The organism is Rhodococcus mengyinensis (assembly GCF_048381435.1).
Lineage (GTDB): Bacteria > Actinomycetota > Actinomycetes > Mycobacteriales > Mycobacteriaceae > Rhodococcus_F > Rhodococcus_F opacus_D.
In genome coordinates, this window is sequence record NZ_JBLWIT010000131.1 from 36,525 (window position 1) to 58,049 (window position 21,525).

General features: G+C 66.2%; 27 protein-coding genes and 1 pseudogene. 15 read left to right on the forward strand and 13 right to left on the reverse strand.

The window, feature by feature from the left end; translation table 11 throughout:
- Positions 1 to 40 precede the first annotated feature (40 nt).
- On the forward strand, positions 41 to 994 hold the full coding sequence (gene bla, locus ACNJ7E_RS30780) for a class A beta-lactamase (protein WP_280784461.1): 954 nt from the start codon (positions 41 to 43) through the stop codon (positions 992 to 994).
- A 159-nt stretch (positions 995 to 1,153) separates the two neighbouring features.
- On the opposite strand, the gene ACNJ7E_RS30785 is transcribed toward bla, so the two are convergent.
- Positions 1,154 to 1,474, reverse strand: a complete 321-nt coding sequence (locus ACNJ7E_RS30785; RefSeq protein WP_280784462.1) for a serine recombinase — start codon at positions 1,472 to 1,474, stop codon at positions 1,154 to 1,156.
- A 219-nt stretch (positions 1,475 to 1,693) separates the two neighbouring features.
- Between ACNJ7E_RS30785 and ACNJ7E_RS30790 the strand changes: the two genes are divergently transcribed.
- Positions 1,694 to 1,816 carry a hypothetical protein gene (locus ACNJ7E_RS30790; RefSeq protein ID WP_280784463.1) on the forward strand — a complete coding sequence of 41 codons (123 nt, stop codon included), beginning with the start codon at positions 1,694 to 1,696 and terminating at the stop codon, positions 1,814 to 1,816.
- A 15-nt stretch (positions 1,817 to 1,831) separates the two neighbouring features.
- On the opposite strand, the gene ACNJ7E_RS30795 is transcribed toward ACNJ7E_RS30790, so the two are convergent.
- A complete protein-coding gene (locus tag ACNJ7E_RS30795; RefSeq protein WP_418341718.1) occupies positions 1,832 to 2,230 on the reverse strand; it encodes an ester cyclase in 399 nt (132 codons plus the stop codon).
- Between ACNJ7E_RS30795 and ACNJ7E_RS30800 the strand changes: the two are divergent.
- The 4 genes and pseudogenes from ACNJ7E_RS30800 to ACNJ7E_RS30815 form a co-directional block, all read left to right on the forward strand.
- A pseudogene (locus tag ACNJ7E_RS30800) lies at positions 2,172 to 2,338 on the forward strand (hydroxyquinol 1,2-dioxygenase); the annotation flags it as partial. The gene ACNJ7E_RS30795 and the pseudogene ACNJ7E_RS30800 overlap by 59 nt on opposite strands.
- 147 nt (positions 2,339 to 2,485) lie before the next feature.
- A complete protein-coding gene (locus tag ACNJ7E_RS30805) occupies positions 2,486 to 3,235 on the forward strand; it encodes an SDR family oxidoreductase (protein WP_418341719.1) in 750 nt (249 codons plus the stop codon).
- Between the two features lie 59 nt (positions 3,236 to 3,294).
- Positions 3,295 to 3,756 carry an RrF2 family transcriptional regulator gene (locus tag ACNJ7E_RS30810; RefSeq protein ID WP_061040931.1) on the forward strand — a complete coding sequence of 154 codons (462 nt, stop codon included), beginning with the start codon at positions 3,295 to 3,297 and terminating at the stop codon, positions 3,754 to 3,756.
- A gap of 68 nt (positions 3,757 to 3,824) precedes the next feature.
- Positions 3,825 to 4,019, forward strand: coding sequence for a hypothetical protein (locus ACNJ7E_RS30815; RefSeq protein ID WP_005246414.1), 195 nt, complete (start codon positions 3,825 to 3,827; stop codon positions 4,017 to 4,019).
- Between the two features lie 53 nt (positions 4,020 to 4,072).
- Here ACNJ7E_RS30815 and ACNJ7E_RS30820 read toward each other — a convergent pair whose 3' ends face one another.
- Positions 4,073 to 4,375: a hypothetical protein gene (locus ACNJ7E_RS30820; protein WP_105421629.1), complete on the reverse strand. Its 303-nt coding sequence runs from the start codon at positions 4,373 to 4,375 to the stop codon at positions 4,073 to 4,075.
- Between the two features lie 171 nt (positions 4,376 to 4,546).
- Complete coding sequence (soxR, locus tag ACNJ7E_RS30825; protein ID WP_418341720.1) at positions 4,547 to 4,987, reverse strand: redox-sensitive transcriptional activator SoxR; 441 nt, start codon at positions 4,985 to 4,987, stop codon at positions 4,547 to 4,549.
- Between the two features lie 50 nt (positions 4,988 to 5,037).
- Between soxR and ACNJ7E_RS30830 the strand changes: the two genes are divergently transcribed.
- Positions 5,038 to 6,465, forward strand: a complete 1,428-nt coding sequence (locus ACNJ7E_RS30830; protein ID WP_418341721.1) for an MFS transporter — start codon at positions 5,038 to 5,040, stop codon at positions 6,463 to 6,465.
- Here ACNJ7E_RS30830 and ACNJ7E_RS30835 read toward each other — a convergent pair.
- From ACNJ7E_RS30835 to ACNJ7E_RS30850, 4 genes are all read right to left on the reverse strand, one after another.
- Positions 6,444 to 7,280, reverse strand: a complete 837-nt coding sequence (locus ACNJ7E_RS30835) for an HpcH/HpaI aldolase/citrate lyase family protein (protein ID WP_418341722.1) — start codon at positions 7,278 to 7,280, stop codon at positions 6,444 to 6,446. The two genes, ACNJ7E_RS30830 and ACNJ7E_RS30835, sit on opposite strands and share 22 nt — an antisense overlap.
- 130 nt (positions 7,281 to 7,410) lie before the next feature.
- Positions 7,411 to 7,698 (reverse strand): hypothetical protein, encoded by a 288-nt coding sequence (locus ACNJ7E_RS30840; protein WP_280784471.1) that lies wholly within the window; start codon positions 7,696 to 7,698, stop codon positions 7,411 to 7,413.
- 67 nt (positions 7,699 to 7,765) lie between these two features.
- A complete protein-coding gene (locus tag ACNJ7E_RS30845) occupies positions 7,766 to 8,401 on the reverse strand; it encodes a transglycosylase family protein (protein ID WP_418341723.1) in 636 nt (211 codons plus the stop codon).
- A gap of 544 nt (positions 8,402 to 8,945) precedes the next feature.
- On the reverse strand, positions 8,946 to 9,101 hold the full coding sequence (locus ACNJ7E_RS30850; protein ID WP_418341724.1) for a hypothetical protein: 156 nt from the start codon (positions 9,099 to 9,101) through the stop codon (positions 8,946 to 8,948).
- Between the two features lie 60 nt (positions 9,102 to 9,161).
- Between ACNJ7E_RS30850 and ACNJ7E_RS30855 the strand changes: the two genes are divergently transcribed.
- The 4 genes from ACNJ7E_RS30855 to ACNJ7E_RS30870 all read left to right on the forward strand — a co-directional run bounded on the left by ACNJ7E_RS30855 (position 9,162) and on the right by ACNJ7E_RS30870 (position 13,583).
- On the forward strand, positions 9,162 to 10,766 hold the full coding sequence (locus ACNJ7E_RS30855) for an AMP-binding protein (RefSeq protein WP_280784473.1): 1,605 nt from the start codon (positions 9,162 to 9,164) through the stop codon (positions 10,764 to 10,766).
- 82 nt (positions 10,767 to 10,848) lie between these two features.
- Complete coding sequence (locus ACNJ7E_RS30860) at positions 10,849 to 11,580, forward strand: hypothetical protein (RefSeq protein WP_418341725.1); 732 nt, start codon at positions 10,849 to 10,851, stop codon at positions 11,578 to 11,580.
- Positions 11,581 to 11,745: 165 nt separating this feature from the next.
- Positions 11,746 to 13,149 carry a phenylacetate--CoA ligase family protein gene (locus ACNJ7E_RS30865; protein ID WP_418341726.1) on the forward strand — a complete coding sequence of 468 codons (1,404 nt, stop codon included), beginning with the start codon at positions 11,746 to 11,748 and terminating at the stop codon, positions 13,147 to 13,149.
- A 116-nt stretch (positions 13,150 to 13,265) separates the two neighbouring features.
- Entirely contained in the window at positions 13,266 to 13,583 is a 318-nt protein-coding gene (locus ACNJ7E_RS30870) for a chorismate mutase (protein ID WP_280784476.1), read from the forward strand.
- Between the two features lie 345 nt (positions 13,584 to 13,928).
- On the opposite strand, the gene ACNJ7E_RS30875 is transcribed toward ACNJ7E_RS30870, so the two are convergent.
- Positions 13,929 to 14,429, reverse strand: a complete 501-nt coding sequence (locus ACNJ7E_RS30875) for a DoxX family protein (RefSeq protein WP_418341727.1) — start codon at positions 14,427 to 14,429, stop codon at positions 13,929 to 13,931.
- Between the two features lie 177 nt (positions 14,430 to 14,606).
- Here ACNJ7E_RS30875 and ACNJ7E_RS30880 point away from each other — a divergent pair, with 177 nt between their 5' ends.
- Entirely contained in the window at positions 14,607 to 15,533 is a 927-nt protein-coding gene (locus tag ACNJ7E_RS30880) for an LLM class F420-dependent oxidoreductase (RefSeq protein WP_418341728.1), read from the forward strand.
- 11 nt (positions 15,534 to 15,544) lie between these two features.
- Here the strand turns inward: ACNJ7E_RS30880 and ACNJ7E_RS30885 are convergent, their stop codons facing one another.
- The 4 genes from ACNJ7E_RS30885 to ACNJ7E_RS30900 form a co-directional block, all read right to left on the reverse strand.
- On the reverse strand, positions 15,545 to 15,931 hold the full coding sequence (locus ACNJ7E_RS30885) for a hypothetical protein (protein ID WP_105421643.1): 387 nt from the start codon (positions 15,929 to 15,931) through the stop codon (positions 15,545 to 15,547).
- A 155-nt stretch (positions 15,932 to 16,086) separates the two neighbouring features.
- On the reverse strand, positions 16,087 to 17,133 hold the full coding sequence (locus ACNJ7E_RS30890) for a sigma-70 family RNA polymerase sigma factor (RefSeq protein ID WP_418341729.1): 1,047 nt from the start codon (positions 17,131 to 17,133) through the stop codon (positions 16,087 to 16,089).
- Between the two features lie 116 nt (positions 17,134 to 17,249).
- Positions 17,250 to 18,449, reverse strand: coding sequence for a serine hydrolase domain-containing protein (locus ACNJ7E_RS30895; RefSeq protein WP_418341732.1), 1,200 nt, complete (start codon positions 18,447 to 18,449; stop codon positions 17,250 to 17,252).
- Between the two features lie 650 nt (positions 18,450 to 19,099).
- Positions 19,100 to 19,420, reverse strand: a complete 321-nt coding sequence (locus ACNJ7E_RS30900) for a hypothetical protein (protein ID WP_418341730.1) — start codon at positions 19,418 to 19,420, stop codon at positions 19,100 to 19,102.
- 31 nt (positions 19,421 to 19,451) lie between these two features.
- Between ACNJ7E_RS30900 and ACNJ7E_RS30905 the strand changes: the two genes are divergently transcribed.
- From ACNJ7E_RS30905 to ACNJ7E_RS30915, 3 genes are all read left to right on the forward strand, one after another.
- Positions 19,452 to 19,781: a hypothetical protein gene (locus ACNJ7E_RS30905; protein WP_280784479.1), complete on the forward strand. Its 330-nt coding sequence runs from the start codon at positions 19,452 to 19,454 to the stop codon at positions 19,779 to 19,781.
- A gap of 279 nt (positions 19,782 to 20,060) precedes the next feature.
- A complete protein-coding gene (locus tag ACNJ7E_RS30910) occupies positions 20,061 to 20,762 on the forward strand; it encodes a hypothetical protein (RefSeq protein WP_280784480.1) in 702 nt (233 codons plus the stop codon).
- Between the two features lie 5 nt (positions 20,763 to 20,767).
- Positions 20,768 to 21,525: SRPBCC family protein (locus ACNJ7E_RS30915; protein WP_418341731.1), on the forward strand; the 758-nt coding region annotated here is incomplete at its 3' end.

Sequence of the window (21,525 nt, forward strand, 5' to 3'; positions counted from 1 at the left end):
CGTCTTTGCGCTATGAGTGTCCGCATCCGACATTTGATCCATGCCCACACACCGAAATCATCCGAAGCCCAGGCGCACCGGTCGCCGAGGTGCCGTCGCTCTCGCGCTGGCGCTGCCCCTGCTGCTCGGGGCGTGCACGGCCACCGCGGAGCAAGCCCAGCCCACCACGTCCGTGGCCGCGATACCGGATCGCCGGTCCCTCGACGCGACGATCGACGCCCTGGAGACGCAGTACTCCACGCGGATCGGAGTGACGGCAGTCAATCCCGCGACCGGCGAGATCTACAGCCACCGGGGCGACGAACGGTTCGCGATGTGCTCGACCTTCAAGGCCTACGCATCCGCGGCGGTTCTGCGCAAGACCGAGGACGGATCGACGTCACTCGACAAGACGGTCGTGATCGAACCCGGCGACCTCGTCGAGAACTCGCCGGTCACCGCCGCAGCGGTCGGAACCCCGATGACGTTGGGGCAGATCGCCGAAGCAGCGCTGACGCAGAGCGACAACACCGCCGGGAACTACCTACTCCGGGAGATCGGCGGGCCGCAGGCGATCACCGCACTCGCCCGGGACGTCGGCGACGGGAGCACACGACTGGACCGGTGGGAGACCGAACTCAACACCGCATTCCGCGACGATCCCCGGGACACGACGACACCCAACGGCCTCGCGCAGGGTTTCCGGGCACTGCTCCTCGGAGACGCCCTCGACGCGGCGAGCCGCGATCAGCTCCTCGAGTGGATGCGGGCGAGCAAGACGTCGGACAAGCGAATGCGCGCCGGTCTGCCGACCGGGTGGACTGCCGCCGACAAGACCGGTGGCGGCGGGTTCGGCACCGCCAACGATGCCGGTGTCGCGTGGAGTCCGGACGGCGCACCCCTCGTCCTCGCCATCCTCACCGACAGTCTCACCAATCAGCAGGACGCGCAGGGAAACAACCAGGCGATCGCCGACACCACCGCGGCCGTCATCGAGGGCCTGACTGCGCCGTGAGCCATCCGATCGAGGCGCGGGGAGCCGGCCGACCTGTGACGGCCCGACTCCCCCGCCGCCGAAGGCTACGGGCGACGGCAATCTCGTGCACCCGCACCTCGCTCTCGTCTGCACAGGTGACGCGATAGCTGGTGCGTCGACGGGCGGAGCGAGCTGCCGCTAGCTCACGACGTCGTGACTGCGCATCGCCCGGCGCAGCGGCCTTTCCGTCTTGGCGACGCGCCGCCCGGCCACCGTCAACATCGGGCGCGGAATTCCGATACCCATCACCGGCACCCCTGTCACATACCCTTCCCGGTAGAGGTAATTCGACGCATCGGCCACTTCGTCCCGAGTCAGGGGCGCGGGCGCCCAGTTCACGGTCTCACCGACGGCATCCGCGTCCAGAATCGGACTTCGGTACCCTTCCGTGGTCTTCGCGAGAAGCCAACGCAGAACAGCGTCACGAACCGCCCATTGACGATCGGTAGCTGCATTCACATTTCAGTCCTCCGGTAGATGCCGTTGATGCCTGCATGCACCATAGCCACCGCCCAGGAATAAGCAAGTTCGTGAGCGTTCCTGCGGTTCTTGGGATCTCACGGAAGGATGCTTCCAGCTCGGCACGACGTTCGAGTCGGATACCGAAGTGGACTTATCTACTTTCCTGGGTATGGTCGGGATCAGTTCGTGGTTGCCACTCTCGAAGATGGAGCGACAATGGCTGACAAATCCGCCGTCACGAGTTCGAAACAGTCCGCACGCACACCCGAGGAGCGGCGGGCGGAGAAGCGGGCGAAGGCCCAGGAGTCGACGGAGATCATCCGAAAGCGGAAGGGCTGAAGTCGCATTGAAGATTCATGCCGTGCTCAGCTGGCAATGAAGGGCACCGCCGTCCCAATAGTCGGTGCTGGTAATGATGTGGTTGCCTTTCACTTCCAGCATCTGCACTCCGGCCAGGTGCACACTCTGCCCTTTCGGCTCGTACGGGCCCAGGCGGCTATTCGAGTGACCGGACAGTGCGTAGGTCACCGCCGCACCGTTGCCATCGAGGAGCGTGTCATCGAGGTTCCATTGCGCGTCGGGAAATGCTGCGAAGAGCCCTGCGAGACCGGCGGCGATGTTCTCCGGTGTGCGAGGGTCCGCGCCGGTGTGATATCGCGGAGCGCTAGAGCTTTGCGACGTCCGCGGGCGGTTGGGTGACCCGCAATTCGAATGCGGGGACAGCGTGTTCGGTGTGAAGGACTCGCTGATCAAGGACTTCGTGGAGCGACCCCCAGAGACACCCCCGATGGGCGACTCATCGGCGACCGGCATTGGTCTCGATGCCGGTTCGACATAGTCCCTGCACCAGAACAGATTTGATTCTCGCCGTCGCTGCATGCATAGCTCTACCACGAAGGACGAGGAAGCCCACCCCCGGCCCGGCGCACGGAACATACACAACCCTTGACTCGGACACCTACCATCCGAGTAAACTAGGACAATATAAATCCACGTTAGGAGACGGGTATGAAGATCGTCATTTTCGGAACCGGACTCATCGGGAGTCAGGTCGCATCGAAGCTGACCGAGACCGGTCACGACGTCGCTGCACTCGGTCGCGGCGACGGCATCGACACCACCACCGGCAAGGGCGTCGCGGAGGCTGTGGAGGGCGCCGACGTCGTCGTGGACCTGACCAACTCGCCGTCATGGAAAGACGACGACGTCCTGGCTTTCTTCCGCGAATCGACGAACCACCTGCTCGCCGCCGAAGAGGCGGCAGGCGTCCGGCACCATGTCGTCCTGTCCATCGTCGGCGCCGACCGGCTCCCCGACTCCGGATACATGCGCGCCAAAGTCGCCCAGGAGGATCTGGTCAAGTCCGGCCCCATCCCCTACTCGATCGTGCGATCGACGCAGTTCTTCGAGTTCATCGCCGGCATCGCCGACGCAGGCACTGTCGGCGACACCGTCCACGCGACCCCGGCACACCTTCAGCCGATCGCCTCGCACGACGTCGTCACCCGGGTAGCCGAGGTCGCCGTCGGCGCCCCACTCGGCGGCACGGTCGAGATTGCCGGGCCGGAACCGCTCGGCATCGATGCACTCGTTCGACGGCTGTTCGCCTCGACCGGCGACCAGCGGACCGTGACCACCGACCCCGATGCCGGTTATTTCGGCGCCAAACTCGATGACGCTGCGATCACTCCGACACCTGGCGCCAATGCCTGGATCGCACCGACCACTCTGGACCAGTGGTTGCGCGAACACGCCTGAAACAATGACGCAGTACCACCCCGCAACACCGACACAGGGGCGTGGATAGAGTCGTGGCCATGAAGCTTTCCGGCGGTGTGGAGTGGGCACTTCACTGCTGCGTCGTTCTCAGCCAGGCCGAAAGCCCGGTACCCACTGCCCGGCTGGCCGAACTGCACGGTGTGTCGAAGACATACCTCGCCAAGCACCTGCAGTCGCTCGCACGTGCCGGCCTCGTCCACCCCACCGAGGGGCGCGATGGCGGATACGTCCTGACCCGCGCACCCGAGGCCATCACCGTCCTCGACGTCGTCCAGGCCGTCGACGGAACCGAGCCCGCCTTTCGGTGCACCGAAATCCGACGACAAGGAGTGCTCGCCGCCCCTCCAGAGCAGTGCCGCTCTGCATGCGGCATCGCGAAAGTCATGGCCGGTGCCGAACAGGCTTGGCGCGCATCACTATCGGGTGTGACGATCGCCGACCTCGGCGCGACGACAGACCTCGCCGGCCTCAAACACATCTTGGCGACGTCCACGACCTGAGGTCACCCGCGGCAGACCGAACGCGAGATTCCTGACTTCCCCACCGTGAACCGCCCTACGATCGATGGATGGAGACCGGAACCGACGAGACCAAGACCTGTTCGTTCTGCCGCGGTCCGATCGGATACGAAATCAAGGACGCCCATGCCGGCTTCGCGTCGCTACCCCCGGGCAAGCGGTATCGCGTCTTCCACTGCATGAATCGATGCCCACGATCAGCGCCCGACGGTCTCGAATGCGGACACCGCCACGAATACCTCTGACCCGTCCGTCAATGCTCGCCGGGAACGTTCAACCGAGCGAGTTCATGCCCTGCTCACCCGCGTGAGAGTCCGGGCTGAGTCTGAATCTGTCCGGGGCCGCCCTTGAAACCGCCGGCCTTACCCACCGTCCATTCACCGTCCGCACCGCACACCAGGGCGCCGTTGCGGTCTCCGGGCTTGCCGTACGTCACTGTCTCGTTGCCCTGCGAGTCCGTGTTCACGATCGGGCAGGGGCCACCGGTGGGCCCGTTCGGGCCGATCGGCTCGGCATGCGCAACGGACGCCGCCCCGAAGGCACTCAGGACGGGAAGAGCAGCGAAAGCGATGGCGGCAATGGTGCGGCGGGCGTTGATCATTCAGTATCTCCAAGGGATGGTCGGATCGTGCTTCGTTGACAGGTACAACTCTGCCCACTCCAGCGCCCGAACTGAACCACCCCTCGGGGGGCTTCGCGGCACCCCTGGGAGTGGAATCACCCCACCCTCACGGAGATCGATCGCGACCTACCGACTGCCGGAATCCGTTCTTCAGAGCCGGTTCGGACCCGAACCTTCCACGGCGAGTTGGTCTTCGGGATTGAGCAGATAGCACGCCTTCATCGACAGGCAACCACACCCGATGCATCCGGTGAGCTCGCGTTCGAGACGCTCGATACGCTTGCGCTGATCCCCGAGCTGCACCCGCCACAGCTTCGACACGCGCTGCCAGTCGCGGATCGACGGCATCCGGTCGGCCGGGAGCGTCTCGAACACCGCTCCCACGTCGGCCAATGGAATCCCGAGCCGTTTGGCCACCACGATCAGCGAGATCCGTCGGAGCATGTGCCGTTCGTACCGGCGTTGATTCCCGGATGTCCGCGTCGACGCGATCAGTCCGAGCTGCTCGTAGTAATGGAGCGCCGAGACGGCCACACCGGTCCGACGCGACACCTCCCCCACCGACAGCAGATCCTTCGGATCCAATGACATCACATCCGCCCCTTGACCTCGAGTCCACTCGAGATTTTAGCGTGGTGTGCATGACAACGACCGCCCCGTCACCGGCCAGCTGGTCCGAGCTGCTCGGACCCCGTTACCGCTCCACCTCCGCCGTCCTCGCCGGCGGCGTCGGACTGCACGCCGTCAACATCTTTTTGACGACGAGCCTGCTGCCCACCGCCATCGGCGAACTCGGGCGCGAATCGCTGTACGCGTGGAGCGCGACCGTCTTCATGGTGGCGTCCGTGATCTCGTCGATGACCGTCAGCCGGCTGCTCGCACATCGCGGGGCGCTCGGTGCGTACCTGTTCGCGCTGGCTCCGTTCTTCGTCGGCACGATGATCTGCGCCGTGAGCCCTTCGATGGAGGTGCTCCTCGTCGGACGAGCGGTCCAGGGGCTCGGTGGGGGCCTGCTCGCGGGGCTGAGTTACGCGGTACTGCGCGAGGCGCTACCGGAGCATCTGTGGGCCCGTGCAACCGCGCTGGTCTCGGCGATGTGGGGCGTCGGAACTCTGGCCGGACCGGCGATCGGTGGGCTGTTCGCGCAACTCGGCCAGTGGCGTCTCGCGTTCGTCGCCCTGGCAGTGGTCGCCGCCGCCATCGCCGTGATCGCGCCCCGGGCGTTGCCGCGCACCGAGCGTGTGCGTGGCGGAGAACCCGTGCCTGCCACGTCACTCGTCCTGCTCACCCTCGCGACGATCGCAATCAGCGTGGCGAGCATCGTCGGCAACCGGACCCACATGCTGGCCCTGATCGCGGTCGGGGCCGCATTCATCGTTCTCTTCCTGGCCTGGGAGCTGCGGTCACCGCGCCGGGTGTTGCCGCAGTCGACGTACACCCAGGCGTCGTCCCTGAAGTGGATCTACCTCACCATCGCGGTGCTCGCGTCCGGCACCGTGTCGGAGGCCTTCACACCGCTGTTCGGTCAACGGCTCGCCGGACTGGTGCCGTTCGCCGCGGGATTCCTCGGCGCCATGATGTCGGTGGGATGGTCGGCGACCATGATCTTCAGCTCCGACATCTCCCGCCCGCGGGCGCAGACGGCGGCGAAGATCGCCGGACCCGCGGTCCTCGCCGCCGGCCTGCTCCTCACGGCGGCCCTCTGGCGTGACGACGCCGGACCGGTCACGGTGATTCTGTGGGCGGGCGCCCTGGCCGCCGCAGGTGCCGGAATCGGCCTCGCCTTCCCGCACCTGATGGTCGCCGCCATGCGGAGCACCGACGACGAGCAGGAGGGAGCGAAGGCCGCGGCCGGGCTCAACACGGTCGAGTTGATCGCTATGGCCGTGGGGTCAGCGGTCGCCGGTGTGCTGGTCAATCTCGGTGCGCCCTCGGCCCTGGCCTCCGCACGACTGCTCTTCCTCGGCCTCGGCGTCATCGCGGCGGCCGGCGTGTTCACCGCGTACCGCGCGACCCGGCAAGCCGAGCGCGAGGACGCCGGACCGCCCTACGTCCGCGACGCGAAGTGAGCTGCGCGACGCAGAATGTCGTGGGCGCGGGCGAGTTGCGGCGGATGCCCGCCGTGGGTAACACGACTGCCGTCCGCACCCAGACGCGCGATCGTCGTTTCGGCCCAGGAGATATCGTTCAAGTCGGGTGCCAACGCGGTGTTGATCACCGGCACCTGCTCAGTAGCGAGGGTCAGTTTTCCGGTCATCCCCATCTCACGGCCCAAACGCGTGTCGTCCCGTACGGCCTCGGCGTCGAGCGACAGTGTCGGTCCGTCGATCGGGGCTCCGATCCGGGCCGCCCTGCTCGCATTGACGAGCCGGGATCGGGCGTACGCCAACGCCATCGGGGTTCGCCCGGCACCGGTGTCGCGGCAGTAGTCGCCGATGCCGAACGCGAGTCGAGAGACGGGAGCGGTGCGAGCGATGTCCTCGGCTGCCACGATCGCGGCCGCGGACTCGACGAGGGCGACCACCGGAACACCGGGAATCTCTTCATCGGTGTCCCGTACCTGTTCGGGCGATTCGGTTTTCGACAGCATCAGCCCGCGCAGTCCGGGCAGACCGCGGATCGCGTCGAGGTCGCGCTGCCAGTGCGGGGTGGTCGCGTCGTTGATCCGCACCCAACCTGCATTCCGTGCGAGCCACTCGGCGGTGCAGGCCCGCCCCTCGTCTTTCGCAGCGAATGGCAAACCGTCCTCGAGGTCGATGATCAGCGAGTCGGCGCCGGACGCAGCCGCCGCCGCGAGGACCTCGCTCCCGACTGCAGGAACCAGAAGCCAACTCCGCGCCATTGCGACGCCGACCTCACTGCGCTGGGCTGTCTCGACACTCATTCTGTTCTTCCCTCGGCCATACCGAGAAGTCTGCGCGCGGCCGGTAGGCGACGCACTCGACGAAGCGGAGTGCGCAGACGGTGTCCGGTCACCGCTTCGTCAGGTGCGCCTCACATCCCGGCAGTCCGCCTCAGAAGTCGAAGCCCCAGGAGGCCGGGTTGAAGACGACGCGGTACCAGACGTTGGTCGGTTCATCGAACGTGCACGGCACGATCACGACTCCCGACGTCTGTTCGAGAGCCGCGGCCTTCCCGCAGAAGTACTCCGCGCCTTCACCGGACGTCTCGGCCCGGTAGACGGGGCCGACGTGCCAGGGTTCCGCACTCGCGGTTCCGGCACCGACGGTGGCTCCGAGGACGAGGGGTGCGGACAGTATCCCGACCAATGCTGCGGAACGCCGAGCGGACTTCTTCTGCACGAGATCTCCTTCGTAGGCGACGACACGACAGTTCTGTGTGATTAGTTCGCACAAGAACCGTCGGACGTTACCGGGGAGCCGACGCCCGCTCCTCGAACACCTGACCCGCCCCGCTCTGCTCGGCAAGTTCACGCGCGCTGTTCAGCGCTTCCTGGGCCGCCGCCTTCACCGCCGCCTTCACCGCGGCGGAATCGTCGACGGTCGCAGGCGCTTCGACAACATCCGGGGTCCCGACAACATCCGGCGTCTCGACAACATCCGGCGTCTCGGCGAGGTCAGGAGTTTCGACAGGCTCAGGAATTTCAATGGCAGGTGCAGGTGCAGGTGCAGGCGTGGTGTGGGGTACCTCGACGGGCGCTGTGCCGCCCTTTTTCAGATACTGTCCGCACACGGGCCATGCGCCGGGGCCCTGGGTCTTCAGGACGTTCTCGGCGACCCGGATCTGCTCGGCCTGGCTGGCTTCCGAGGCCACTCCCGTTCCACCGTTGGCTTTCCAGGTTTCCGGTGTGAACTGCAGTCCGCCGTAGAACCCGTTTCCGGTGTCGGTGGTCCAGTCGCCGCCGCTTTCGCACTCGGCGACTTCTTCCCAGTCGTGCGGGGCGCCTCCGGCGGTTCCGGCGCCCAGCCCGAGCAGAACGGTGACGACCGCGCCGATCAGGGCGATCCAGCCGAGGGTGTGTTTCTCCATGTTGCGAGTGGTCATGCTGGCTCAATCCTCTCCGCGCGTGCGGACGCGGCGTGCCGGCGACAACGCCTCGGTTGTCGGCCGTCCCTTTCGGTGCCTCGTCCCGCGCCTCGAAGGTGTCGGGATTACGAACCCGCGTCGGCAGATCTGCAGCGGCGGGCCCCCGAACGTGGCCTCCTCCCGAAATTCACACCGCATGAACAAGGTACGGATGTTCGACTATTGAGAAACGCGAGTGAAAATTGTGCTGTTCTGAGGTTTCGTTACCGTTTCGACGTCATGTCGTGACAAGTCCGTAATACGTCTGACGGGTAGCCGAATGCCCCAGCGGCTCACCCGTTCCCGCTCTGCGGCGTGGTCTCGATTTCGACACGGCGTCCGCGCGGCGCACCCGCCGCGGCCCGTAGTCGTGGCAGCACCCTGTCCGGACGGCCCATCCCGACGAGATGAACAGCCCTCGCATGCAAGGCATCTCGGAATCACCAACCGAGACGGCGACAGATCAGGGAAGCACACCCTGTAGCAGGACGTCCACGACAGCTTCCTACCTTCTGCGCACCTCCTACTTGCCCACGGGATTGCGCATGTACGACTTGGCGGGCTCGACGCTCGGCGACAGCCGGTCGGCGAATCGCGGGGTCTCGACGTGTCGTTCACCGGCACTCTCATATTCGGCGTACCCACCTCGGAGGGTAGCGGCACCGGAGTGATGTTCCATAACGTCATCTTGGGCGGGTATCGCCCGTCAGAGCACCTTCACCACATCTCGGAGGTTCCAGTGTCCGGACCGACCCTCTCGCCCGCGAACCACACACCGCTCAGTCCGCTGCGCTTCCTGGAGCGCTCGGCGACGGTGTTCCCGGATCGGGTCGCCGTCATTCACGGCGACCGCCGCTACAGCTATCGCGAGTTCGGCGACGAGGTCGAGAGACTCGCCCGGGTCCTGCGGAGCCGGATCGAGCCCGGCGACCGCGTTGCGTTCCTGTGCCCGAACACCCCCGAGATGCTGTTCGCCCACTTCGCGGTGCCCCTCGCAGGTGGCATCTTCATCGCGCTGAACTGGCGGCTGGCGGGCCGTGAACTGGAGTACATCCTCGAGCACTCCGGGACGAGCCTGCTGTTCGTTGACTCCGAACTCGTGGGATCCGTCGCGACCGCCCGCGACGCCGTCCCGAGCCTGCGCGAGGTAATCGAGATTCCCGACTCAACGATCGCGCGGCCGGTAGTCCCGGAGGGGATCGCGACCGGGATGTACGCCGACTTCCTCGCGGCCGCACACGCCGTGGACGACATCCCGCTGCACTGGGGTGTCGATGACGAACAGCAGGTGATCGCGATCAATTACACGTCCGGAACCACCGGGAAACCGAAGGGCGTGATGTACACGCACCGCGGCGCCTATCTCAATTCCCTCGGCGAAACGTTCCACAACGGCTTCACCGGGTCCACCAAATACCTGTGGACGCTGCCGATGTTCCACTGCAACGGCTGGTGCACCCCGTGGGCGGTCACGCAGGCCGCCGGCACGCACATCTGCCTGCGCGCGGTGCGTGCCGACGCGATCTGGGACGCCATCGACACCCTCGGGGTCACTCACCTGTGCGGCGCTCCCGCCGTGTGCTCCACAATTGCCGAAGCGCCCCAGGCACATCCGGTCGACGCCCTGCGGATCACCACCGCCGCGGCGCCGCCGTCACCGACGGTGATCGCCCAGTTGGAGGCGATCGGCGTCACGGTCGTCCATGTGTACGGGCTGACCGAGGTCTACGGGCCGTACACGATTTGCGAGTACCAGGAGTCGTGGAGCGAGCGCACCGCCGAGGAACGCGCGTCCCTGCTGTCCCGGCAGGGCGTGGGCATGGTGCAGGCAGAGAACGCCCGCGTCGTCGACGCGCAGATGAACGACGTCCCCGCCGACGGCGAGACCATGGGCGAGATCGTGCTGCGCGGCAACAACGTCATGCTCGGCTACTACCGCAACCCGGAGGCCACGGCGGAAGCCTTCGCGGGCGGATGGTTCCACACGGGCGATCTCGGCGTCTTGCACCCGGACGGCTACATCCAGCTCAAGGACCGCGCGAAGGACATCGTCATCTCCGGCGGCGAGAACATCTCGACCATCGAGGTGGAGCAGGCATTGATAACGCATCCCGCCGTACTCGACGTCGCGGTCATCGGTGTCCCACATCCCAAGTGGGGCGAGCGACCCAAGGCATTCGTCGTTGTGAGGAAGGGGGCCACGGTCACGGCTGAGGAACTCGTCGAGCACACCCGTGGGCGTATCGCGAAGTTCAAGGTGCCCGATGAGATCGTCTTTCCCCTCGAACTCCCCCGCACCCCGACCGGGAAGGTCCTCAAATTCGAACTTCGAAACTCGAATTGACTGTCTCGCAGGACGCGCGTGGACGCGAAAACGGAGAACAAAACCTTCCAGTCGGACTTTTTATGTGGCATCGTAACGATCCATGGGGGAACTAGGAGTCGACGCGATCGCCATCTACCACGCAGCGGGCCACCGGGTCACACCGATGGTGGCGCTCGACTACAGCGTCGAACCCGGCATGCGACAACCCCTGCTGCGAAGGTTGGCGGGGCGCGGATGGCGGGATCCCAGCCCCGTCTTCGACGGCGTCGACGGCGTGACCTCGGCGGTGCTGTCGTTGCGTTCGATCGACGGGCGCACCCTGTTGATCGAGGACGACACGGACGTCCTCTTCGAGGGCGTGGTCGAGCCCCCGCACGGGTGGATCGACCACGTTCGAGCCCTCGGCGCGGTCGGCGTGGTCGCAGGAGCGGGCATCACCTCGACGCCCGGCTGGGAACGGCAACTCCCCCGATTGGCCCGCGAGAGCGAACTGCTCGGTTCCGTCGCCACGGTCACCCTCACGAACGCCTTCGGCAGGGAAGATTTCAACGCCTTTGCATACGAGGTGATCTCGGCATTGCGGCCGGCACTGCCTCCCGCGGCGCTGGACGATGCGGGCTTCGCGCTCGAGGACGCCCGGCCCCACCGCGCGGTCATCGAGGTCGTGGCAAGTGCGGCGAGACACCAGGTGGTCGTCCCCGCACGAATCTTCGACATGATCCACCGCCGCGCCACAGACCGCACATCGTTCGGGTGGAGGGACTCCCGAACACTGAAGCGGCTCCTGCGAAAGGTTCGCACCGCCGAACGCGCACCGTCCGCTGAACTCTGAAGGACGCTCGCTCCATACGACGAGACCTGCCCCGGGCCGCGGGCGCCGATGGACGCGACCGAGCTGGGTTCGCGCACGTGCATGACGGCCGGTGCGGCGCTGTGCAAAACTCGGAGGGGTACGTACGAACGTGCTGCGCCGGACCATTGTGATGCGGAGGGCGTCATGTCCCGATCGGTTCCCGGAGGTGCTTCGGACGACGCGGAGCACGCGGCGTACGCGCGTGTGCGCGCCGGCCAGGTGAGTGCGGTTCAGGCCGCCCTCGAGGATCACCTGGGACGCCTGGACTGGTCGAGAGATCAGATCGAGCGCTACCGAACCGACCGGCTGCGGGCCCTCCTCGCGCACGCACGCGAGCGGTCACCATTTCACGCCCGGAGACTTCGTGACCTCGATCCGTCCTCGGCCTCGCTCACCGACCTGGCAACGCTGCCGATGATGACGAAGCGGGACGCTCAGGACGAGTGGGATGCGATCGTCACGGTGCGCGACCTCGATCGCGAACGTGCCGAACGGATTCTGGCCGAGCAGCAATGGTTTTCGTACACATCGGGCGACGAGCAGATCTTCAGCTCGGGTGGGTCCAGTGGTGTCCGGGGCGTCTACGTCTGGGATTGGCAGTTCTACGTTTCGGCGGCGTGCCTCGCCTGGCGGGTACAGGCGCGCGAGGAACGGCGGGCGTCGTCGGTGCGGTCTCCCGCGCGGCTGGCGGTGCTGGCGGCCGGTGTCCCCCCGCATGCGAGCACCCCCCTGTTCGACGTGCCGACCGCACCGGGCATGGAGACCGTCGTGATCCCGGCGGGCGCACCGTTCGACGAGATCGTCACCGCGGTGGCCGCTGCCCGGCCCACGCATCTGGTGGGCTACGCGACGGTCATCGGGCGACTTGCCCGAGCCGCGGTGGCGGGTGATCTGGAGATCAGTCCTGTGCGCGTGAGCACAAACTCCGAACCCCTGCTGGAGGAGGACCGGCAAGCCATCCGCGACGCCTGGTCGGTGCCGATCCACAACCTCTGGGGGTCGACCGAGATCGGCGTTCAAGCCGTGGGTTGCGGATACGGCGAGGGCCTGCACGTGTGCGAGGACGAGGTTGTGCTCGAGCGTGTCGATGACAGTGGTGCTCCGGTCGCAGCCGATGCGCCTGCGGCGCGAACCCTCGCGACGGGTCTGGCCAACCGCACGTTTCCCTTCATCCGGTACGACCTCGGAGACCGAGTCACATTGCTGCCCGGTAGGTGCGCGTGCGGAAGCGCGTTCGCGCGCGTCGCCGACATCGGTGGGCGGCGCGACGACGATTTCCGGTACGGAACCACGATCGTGCCCGCAAGCACTTTTCGCTACGTCCTCGGTGCAGATCCGCGTATTTCCGAATACCAGGTCCGACAGACCGTCGACGGAGCGGAGATCTTCGCGGTCGGCGAACCCGACGTCGCCGCCCTGACGTCGGCTGTCACGGCGGCATTGCGCCGGCAAGGTGTGGCCGATCCGCAGGTCCGGATCGAAGTGGTCGACCATCTGCAGCGTCATCTCACGAGCGGAAAACTGCAGCGGTTCATCGCACTGCGATAGTCCGCAAATGCCTCGCGGAAGGCAAGGGGTCGACGATCTGCACCCCAGGGTGTCTGTCGTCACGGCCACTCGGGTCCGACGATGGTGGTACACGATCACCCAGTCGAGGAGCAACGATGACGGACACGGATTTCGGGGCGGTCACCGAAAACACTGCGGGCGCATTACCTGCCGCCACAGATCTGAATCGCGTTCACGCCGAGATCGCTCGCCTCGACGCGGAGATCCTGGACGCGGTCAATCGCCGTCTCGCTCTCGCGCAGCTCGCGGCCCGAACCCGGGTCGAGTCCGGAGCGCCGATGGTCGCGCTCGGCGGCGAAACGGACGTGATCCGCCGCTATCAGGACGAGCTGGGCCCCCGCGGCTCGCTGCTGGCCCTGGAATTGCTCCGGCTGGCGCGGCCACCCTTCTCGTCGACGTACCGAACTCGGTAGCCCCACCCATTCTCACCTCGGTCGATACCGAGCACGAGAGCAGTGCCCAGCAGTCGTCGTGACGCTGGGCACTGTTCGCCTGTCCAGCGCAATCCGGGTGCGCCGGATCCGGCCGCGTCACCACAAGCGCCCCCACCCGATGCCGGAGGCATCACCACACCGGACCCGCCGACGGCGGATGCGACCGCGGCTGTCGAGCTGAAGGCGGCACTCGAACAGCTCCGCGACGCCCAGCGACGGGGCGACTTCAGTGCTCGGTGCCGCCCTCGACCGCCTCCAGCACGCGGCCGATGCCTACCCCACCTCCGGGGATGACGGTCACCGCCCCGGCCCACGAGAAGCAGTTCAGGCATTCACCTCACGCAATTCGGTGGTCGGTCCTTGTTCGCCGGCGGTGCCGTCGTCGCCGTCGTCCGACTGCGCCGTGCGCCCACCGCGAGCAAGGAGGCGATCGAGCGAGAGAGCGCCGGCGCCGAGGAAGATCATCAGGAACAGGGCCCAGCAGAAGATGGCCGAGAGCTCACCGTTGTTCTGGATGGGGAGGACGCCGTCCGGCTGATGACTCCAGAAGTAGGCGTACGCCATCGAACCCGAGGCAATGAACGCGGCGAAGCGCGTCCCCAGGCCGAGGAACAACGCGGCGCCACAGACGAGTTGGATGACTGCGCCCCACCAACTCGGCCAGACGCCTACCGCTGCGGTGTGCCCTCCATGAGGTGCAGTCGGCCACGCGAACAAGGTCGACGTGCCGTGGCAGAAGAACAGGAAGCCGATAACCACACGAAAAGCCGCGATGGCGTAGTCGACGCTGGGGCCGTGAAGGCGTGAAATGCTCTTAGTTGTCACATCGCAGAAGATAAGGCATGCCTGCCCTAATCTCTGCGCTACCGCGTGTATGGGACACAGTCACGTGGGAAAACTGACCCAATTGTGGCGAGCATCATATTCATCGTCGTGCGGTCCCGGGATTCACTCACCGCATTCGGTCACCGGCCGAGCCACTTCGGGTGCATCGTGAAGTCCATGCGTGATTTCCGATTCTCGTTCAACATCTTCGGCTTCGAATCCCGCGACGCCCTTCTCGACCGATGTCGACTCGGCGAGAGCGCCGGCTACGACACGGTGTTCGCCGCGGACCATCTCGGCGCCCCGGCCCCCTTTCCGCTGATGGTGGCCGTCGCCGACGCCACCTGCTTACGTGTCGGAACGCTGGTGCTCAACGCACCGTTCTGGAATGCCGCCCTACTCGCCCGCGAGATCGCGACGACGGACGTCCTCACCGACGGAAGGCTCGACATCGGACTCGGTGCCGGACACATGAAGTGGGAGTTCGACGCTGCGGGTATCGAATGGAAAGCCCTCGGCGGACGGGTCGCACAGTTGTCCGAGATGGTCGATGACCTACGCACCTTCTTCACCGGGGATCTCGACGAACTACCCGAGGGCCGCGCCCTGCCACGACCGTTGCAGCGGCGCGGATTCGGCGGCTCGGGCCCGCCGCTGATCATCGGCGGCACCGGCGACCGGGTGCTGCGGATCGCGGCGGCCCACGCAGACATCGTCGGCGTCGCCGGGGCATTTCAGATCCCGGGCCGGCCGCCGGGCACCTTCCGCCTCGCCACCGCGGACGAGACCGCCGAACGAATTCGCTTCGTACGGGCACACGCCGGAGCGAGAGCCGAAGACATCGAGTGGCATCTACTTGTCCAGATGGTCGTCGAGACGGACGACCGCCGGGCCGCGGCCAACGAGATCGCGGACCGGCTCGGTGGGACGATGACGGTCGACGACGTCCTCGACACCCCGTATGTCCTCGTGGGAACCGTGGAGGAGATGGCCGAGCAACTCCGACGCCATCGGGAGCGCTACGGTTTCTCGTACATCACCGTCCACGAACCGTATCTGGAGCTGTTCGCGCCCGTGATCCGTCAACTCCGCGAACAGAGTTGACGGACAACGACTCACGGTGTGTTGATGTATTCCTGGATGGCCTGCTGCGCCCGGGGGTTGCCCTGTCCGATACCGACGATCGCGCCGGTGATCGCCCCGATCGGTGTGCCGATGATGCAACCGGCGAGACTGCCAGGGAACATCGAGATACATCCGACGCCGAGACCCATGAGCGCGCCGATCGCCGTCCCGGCCGCTCCCCCGTTGGCCCAGCCGACGCCGAGCTCGTTGAGCATGTTCTCGAGCGCCTTCTGCTTGTCGACCTCGTGCCTGCCGGGGATCGCCAGTGCAGGCGTTCCCGTGTTCGGTAGGACCGGGTCGGCGTGGGCCGTACCCGCCCCGAGTGTCACCGTCGCTGCGACGAGGACCGACGCTGCCGATTTCTTGATCAAGTTCATCGCGATCCCACCCTGCTGAAGAAGGAAAAACCGGTTCCGACTGTAACCTGCGGCTGCATCATCGGTGGCGAAACCGCGGCATCGGAAGACTACCTCGGCGATCGCCCGCCCGCACGGGTGCCGACGACCGGCGCACGATGGCATCCGGCCCCCAATCAGGGCAGCGATTCGGGCAAACCGAAGGGGTCGAAATGCTCCGGCCCGAGGAACGAGGTCAGGTCCGCGATCTTGGTGCCGCGCAGGGTCAGCACGGTGATCGACCAGCGCAGGTGGGTGCCGGCGGCTTCGTCCCACAGGTAGAAGGCGACGGCGGGCTGACCGTTCGCACCGACCGGGAGGTGACGCCACGAGCCGCACCCCGTGAGCGGGACCCGGACCGCGAAATCGGTGACCGCGTCGAGACCACGGTACCAGTGCGCCATCGGCGGCATCGACCAGGTGACATCCTCCGTCAGCAGGGCAACCAGGGCGTCGGCGTCACCGCGTTCCAATGCGGTGGAGTACCCGGCGACGATGGCACGCAGACGCGTGTCGTCGATCTCTCGCAAAGTTTGCGCCTGCGTCACCGGCGGAATCTTCTCGGCGACGATCGCCCGTGCCCGCTGCAGCGCGCTGTTGACCGACGCCCTCGACGTGTCCATGGTGTCGGCGATCTCGGCGGCGGAGAAGCCCAAGACTTCGAAGAGCAGCAGGGCCGCCCGCTGATTGCCCGGCAGATGTTGCAGTGCCGCAACGAATGCCAATTCGACAGCCTCGCGTTGCTCGTAGCGTGCGGCCGGCCCCGCCGAACCGGCGGTCAGACCCGCGTCGGCGTAGGGCCCCAGCCACGCCACGTCCGTGAGCGGGACGTCACCGATGACAGCACGATCACTGGACGGACCCAGGTCGACGGGTAGCGCCCGCCTACCGCGCGATTCGACAGCGTCCAGGCATGTGCGCGTCGCGACGGTATACAGCCAGGAGCGCAGCGTGCTCCGACCTTCGAACCGAGCAAAACCGCGCCACGCCCGCAACAAAGCGTCCTGCAGAGCGTCGTCGGCGTCGTGACTGGATCCGAGCATGCGGTAACAATGCGCGTGCAGTTCGCGGCGCAACGGTCCGACGAGGCGGGTGAACGCGGCATCGTCTCCGTCGCGCGCCCTGGCCAGGTCGGCATCCTCGGCGTCTGCCGCGCCGGGTGTTCGTGCGGACATGTCGGTCACAAGGGACGATTCTGCCCGACCGCCGGCGGCCGCACCGGCGACCGACGAGACCTGCCCGCGGTAGACGGGCCCCCGCGGTCGATCTCGAGCATCGGACCGTGGCACAGCGCGCCGCATCACCTGGTGGTGGTCGGAGCCGGTGTGGGCGCCAGCGACATCCCGGCGTAGACCTCGTCGAGAACGGTGGGGAGCATAGCGTTCGCCGTGGTCTTGCCCTCGGGTGTCAGGGTCAGATTCGTCCAGATCACCAGCGTGACGTCGTTGTCCGGGTCGTAGCCGATGAACGAGTTGAAACCCGGCAGCTCACCGCCGTGGTAATACATCGACGCGTTCGGCCCGAAACGCTGATAGCTGATGCCGTACCCGTATTGCTGCCCGTCGGGTGCGCTCGGATCCTCGGGTTGCAGGCTGTGGAGCCACTGCTGCTGGTACTCGGGATTCAGGACATTGCCCGACACCAGGGCCCGGATCCACGTGGCCAGGTCGTCTGCCGTGGAGATGGCGCCACCGGCAGCGGTGGCGTAGGAGGAATTCTGGTTGGTGTAATCGAGGGGTTGGAGCGTTCCCGCGCGTGCGGCGGCCTGCATGTCGGCGGGATACTCCTCGTCGACCATCGCGTAGGACGATTCGCCGTACATGTAGCCGTGCGAATAGCGATCCGGGATGGTCGCGGCATCGTCGGCGGCGGGAAGCGAGGTTTGCTGCAACCCGAGGGGACCGAACAATCGATCCCGGAATTGCGCGGCCAATGGGCGCGCGCCGGCCTTCTCGGCGATCAGACCCAGCAACGCGTAATTCGTATTGCTGTACTCGTAGGAGGTGCCCGGCGGGAATTCCGGCGGGTGCCGGAACGCGATATCCAAGACCTCTTGCGGCGTCCAGGCCTTCGCCGGGTAAGTATCCAGAGTGGCCGCGAACTCGGGCGAGTTCGTGTAGTTGTACAGCCCACTGCGCATCGTCAACAGCTCTGCGACGGTGATGTTCTCGCCGTTGGGCACATCCGAAACGTAGGTGGACACCGGGTCGCTGAACTCGAGCTTCCCGTCCTGGGCGAGGAGCACGGTCAGCGCCGCAGTCATGGTCTTGGTGTTCGACGCGATCCGGAAATGGGTGTGTTCGTCGGGCGGCGTCTGCGCGCCCAGTTCGGTCGTACCGACCACGGCGTCGACGTTCCCATGGGGGGTGCGGAGCTGCACCACCGCGCCGGGTACGAGCAGCTCCTCGGCCGCCGCGTTCACAGCGTCCTGGAATGCGGCCGGGTCGATGGGTTTCAGCGCCGACACCGTTGGTGCGGCGGCGGTCGTCGAGGCGGGCACTCCACCGTTCGACGTCTGCGAGGTCGTCGGATCGGAAGTGGTCGAGCAGCCCGCAATCGCGACGGCAACGCCCACCGCGAGCGCAGCGGCGCGGGTGGTATTCAGTGTGCGGCACCGGCGCCCTCCGACCGTCCGGCTCGCCACGTTCCCCACCGGAAAATTTCTCATCGTCGGCATCACCGCCTCTGCGGCAGAGTTCGATACCGCGCCGATGAGCGGTACCAGCTGGGCAGATCTCCTTGTGCATCCTAACCCCGCTGCCCGCCCGCTCCTTCGACTTCACCGGAACAATCTCCCGCGGAGAAAACATACTTCTCCACCTTCACGATGGGCCCCGAGGAGACAGAATGCGGGCACCGCACTGACAGCCGATCACCGGTTCACCTCCTCCGACACCGCTCATCATCACCCGCAACAACCCGCACAGACGAACGCGGCGCCGGAGATCCGCCGCACCTGCAGCGCCCACTAAATCCGCTCCCGTTTCAAGAATGGTCGCGAGGGTAATTGCGGTGTATGGGCGCACGAGTGAGGACAAGCGGCCGGAGCACACCGGCCAGGCCTGACCGTGGAGGCACTTCCTCTCACAGCAAGACCACGGACAACGACAAGCCGATGGCCACCGCCACGGCGGCGACAAGCCGATCACATCAGACTTCGAAGAAGTCGACGCCGCCCGCCGGCGCAGCCTCGGGGCGGCTGCCACGAAGACGACCGTTGCCCCCCAGGCGACCGGCAGCCGAAAAATCACCCTCCACGTCACGCCACAGCGCCCCCGGGGGAAGGAAACCGGCACCCCGAACGGACCGCCCCGACGCCACGAAGCCGACGGCCCGGAAGCGTCCCCGAGACACCGGGTCCCACGTAACGGCGCGCCCTCGGTCCACCACGCCGACCCGTAAGCGCAGGCCTGACCCGATCTCGCAGGAGACCGAACGCGGACTGTTGTCGCGGTCGGTCGAGGCGGTCATCGCATGGCTTAAAGACCACGTTCACCGGCTCATGGACGCGATTCGAGAACGCGGCGACACGGTGACGCAGAATATTCGGCAGAAGTTCAGGGAATGGATGGACACGCTCGTCGATACGATCGCACAGAGCGACGCGGGGATCAACGCCGTAATTGCAGGCATTCGGGCCGCCCTGACCGGCAAGAATCCTGTGTGGGCCGCGATCAAAGCGCTCGTGTCCGGGTTGAGCGGCAAGGCCAAGGTCGCCCTGGTTCTCGTCCTGGTCCTCGGGGCCCTGCTCGCGCCGGTACTGCTCGTGGTCCTCCTGCTGGTGCTCGTTGTCGCGGCGCTGGTGGCGGCGGTGCGCGCCGCCGCCGAGTGAATTTCCCTAACCTTCTCCGTGAACAGGGTTGCTGCTGAGGCACATTCGATTTTCGGTGCCAATCCGCAATCTCGAGACAGTCCACGTGGATGCGTGGCCGCGGAAAGCTGCCCGAACCGGATTTTCTGGTGGTGGTTGAGTGTCCCGCAGCTGGGGTAGTCGACAAGCGGCGCCCCATACCGCGCAGGGTTTTGCGAGACATTGCCGAGACGGTTCTGCCACACATTGCCGAAGTGGGCGAGCGGTGCGCCGGCGACTACTCGGTAAAGGGGTTCGACGATGAAAACCAAAGGTCAGGTGGCATTGGCCGTCGGCGCAGGATACATGCTGGGCCGTACACACCGAATGAAGATGGCACTGATGCTCGCGGCCGCGGGTGCGACCGGACGCTTCCCCGGCGGGCCACGCGATTTACTGGAACGCGGTACGAAGATGCTCGCGAGCTCCCCCGAGTTCGCCAAGATCAGCGACTCGGTGCGCGAAGAGCTGGTCAGCGCGGCGAAGGCCGCAGCGGTCACCGCCGCAAGCCAACGCATCAATTCGCTCAACAACCGCCTCCTGTCAAGCGGCGGAGAAGTCGTCGGCGACGTGGGCGACACCGTGGACGACACCGCGAGTGGTGTCGGCAATTCCGTAGGCAAGCTCAGCAGGCTCGGAAAACTCGGTCGCAAGCGACGCGGCCGGTCCGAGGACGAGGAGTACGACGAGTCCGAAGTCGAGGAAGAGCCGGACGAACAGTACGCCGATGAGGAAGACGAGTACGAAGAGCCCGACGAGGAAGACGCTGCCGACGAGGAACCCGCCCCACGCAAGCGGCCCGCCGCGCGTCGACGGACTTCCAGCAACGGTAGCTCCCGGCCGACCAGCAGATCGCGGAGCGCGAAGTCCGACGAGGATGACGAAGAGGCCCCTACCAGGGGCCGCAAGACACGGGCGAAAGCCACGACTAATTCTGCGCCCGTCCGGCGCGGCGGACGGTGAGCACGATGACGAACGCCGCGAAGAAACTGCGAGAAACTGCGCCGGGTGACGGCAACGGATCGTCCAGCGTGCTCCAGGAAGCAATGCAGAAGCTGGTCGGCACGGTGGCCGAAAAAGCGCTCTCGTCGGTCTCCGACAAGGTGCAGGGTGCGTCCGGACGGCTCACCGACTACGCCGAGGGTGGCGGCGGAAGCCTGCTGTCCGCGGTCACCGGCAACGGCAACGGCAACGGTGACGGTGACGGGGACGGGGACGAAAAGGGCGATGGCAAGTCACTGTTCTCCGGGTTGACGGACAAGGTGAAGGAGACGGCGTCGGATGTGAAGGACGCGGTCACTGGTGGTGGCGGTGGCGGTAGCGGTAAGGGCAAGAAGCTCAAGTTGACCAATATCGTCGAAACGATCGATGTCGGTGTCCCGGTCCAACTGGCGTATAACCAGTGGACCCAATTCGCCGACTTTCCCTCCTTCATGAAGAAGGTCGAGCGGGTGGAGCAGGAGGCGGACGAGAAGCTCGAGTGGAAGGCTCAGATCTTCTTGTCGCACCGGACCTGGGAAGCGTCGATCATCGAGCAGGTTCCGGATGAGCGGATCGTGTGGCGCTCGAAGGGTGCCAAGGGTTTCATCGACGGGGCGGTGACGTTCCACGAGGTGACTCCCGATCTCACGCGCATCGTTCTGATCCTCGAGTATCACCCGAAGGGCTTGTTCGAGAAGACGGGAAACCTGTGGCGTGCACAGGGGCGACGAGCACGGCTGGAATT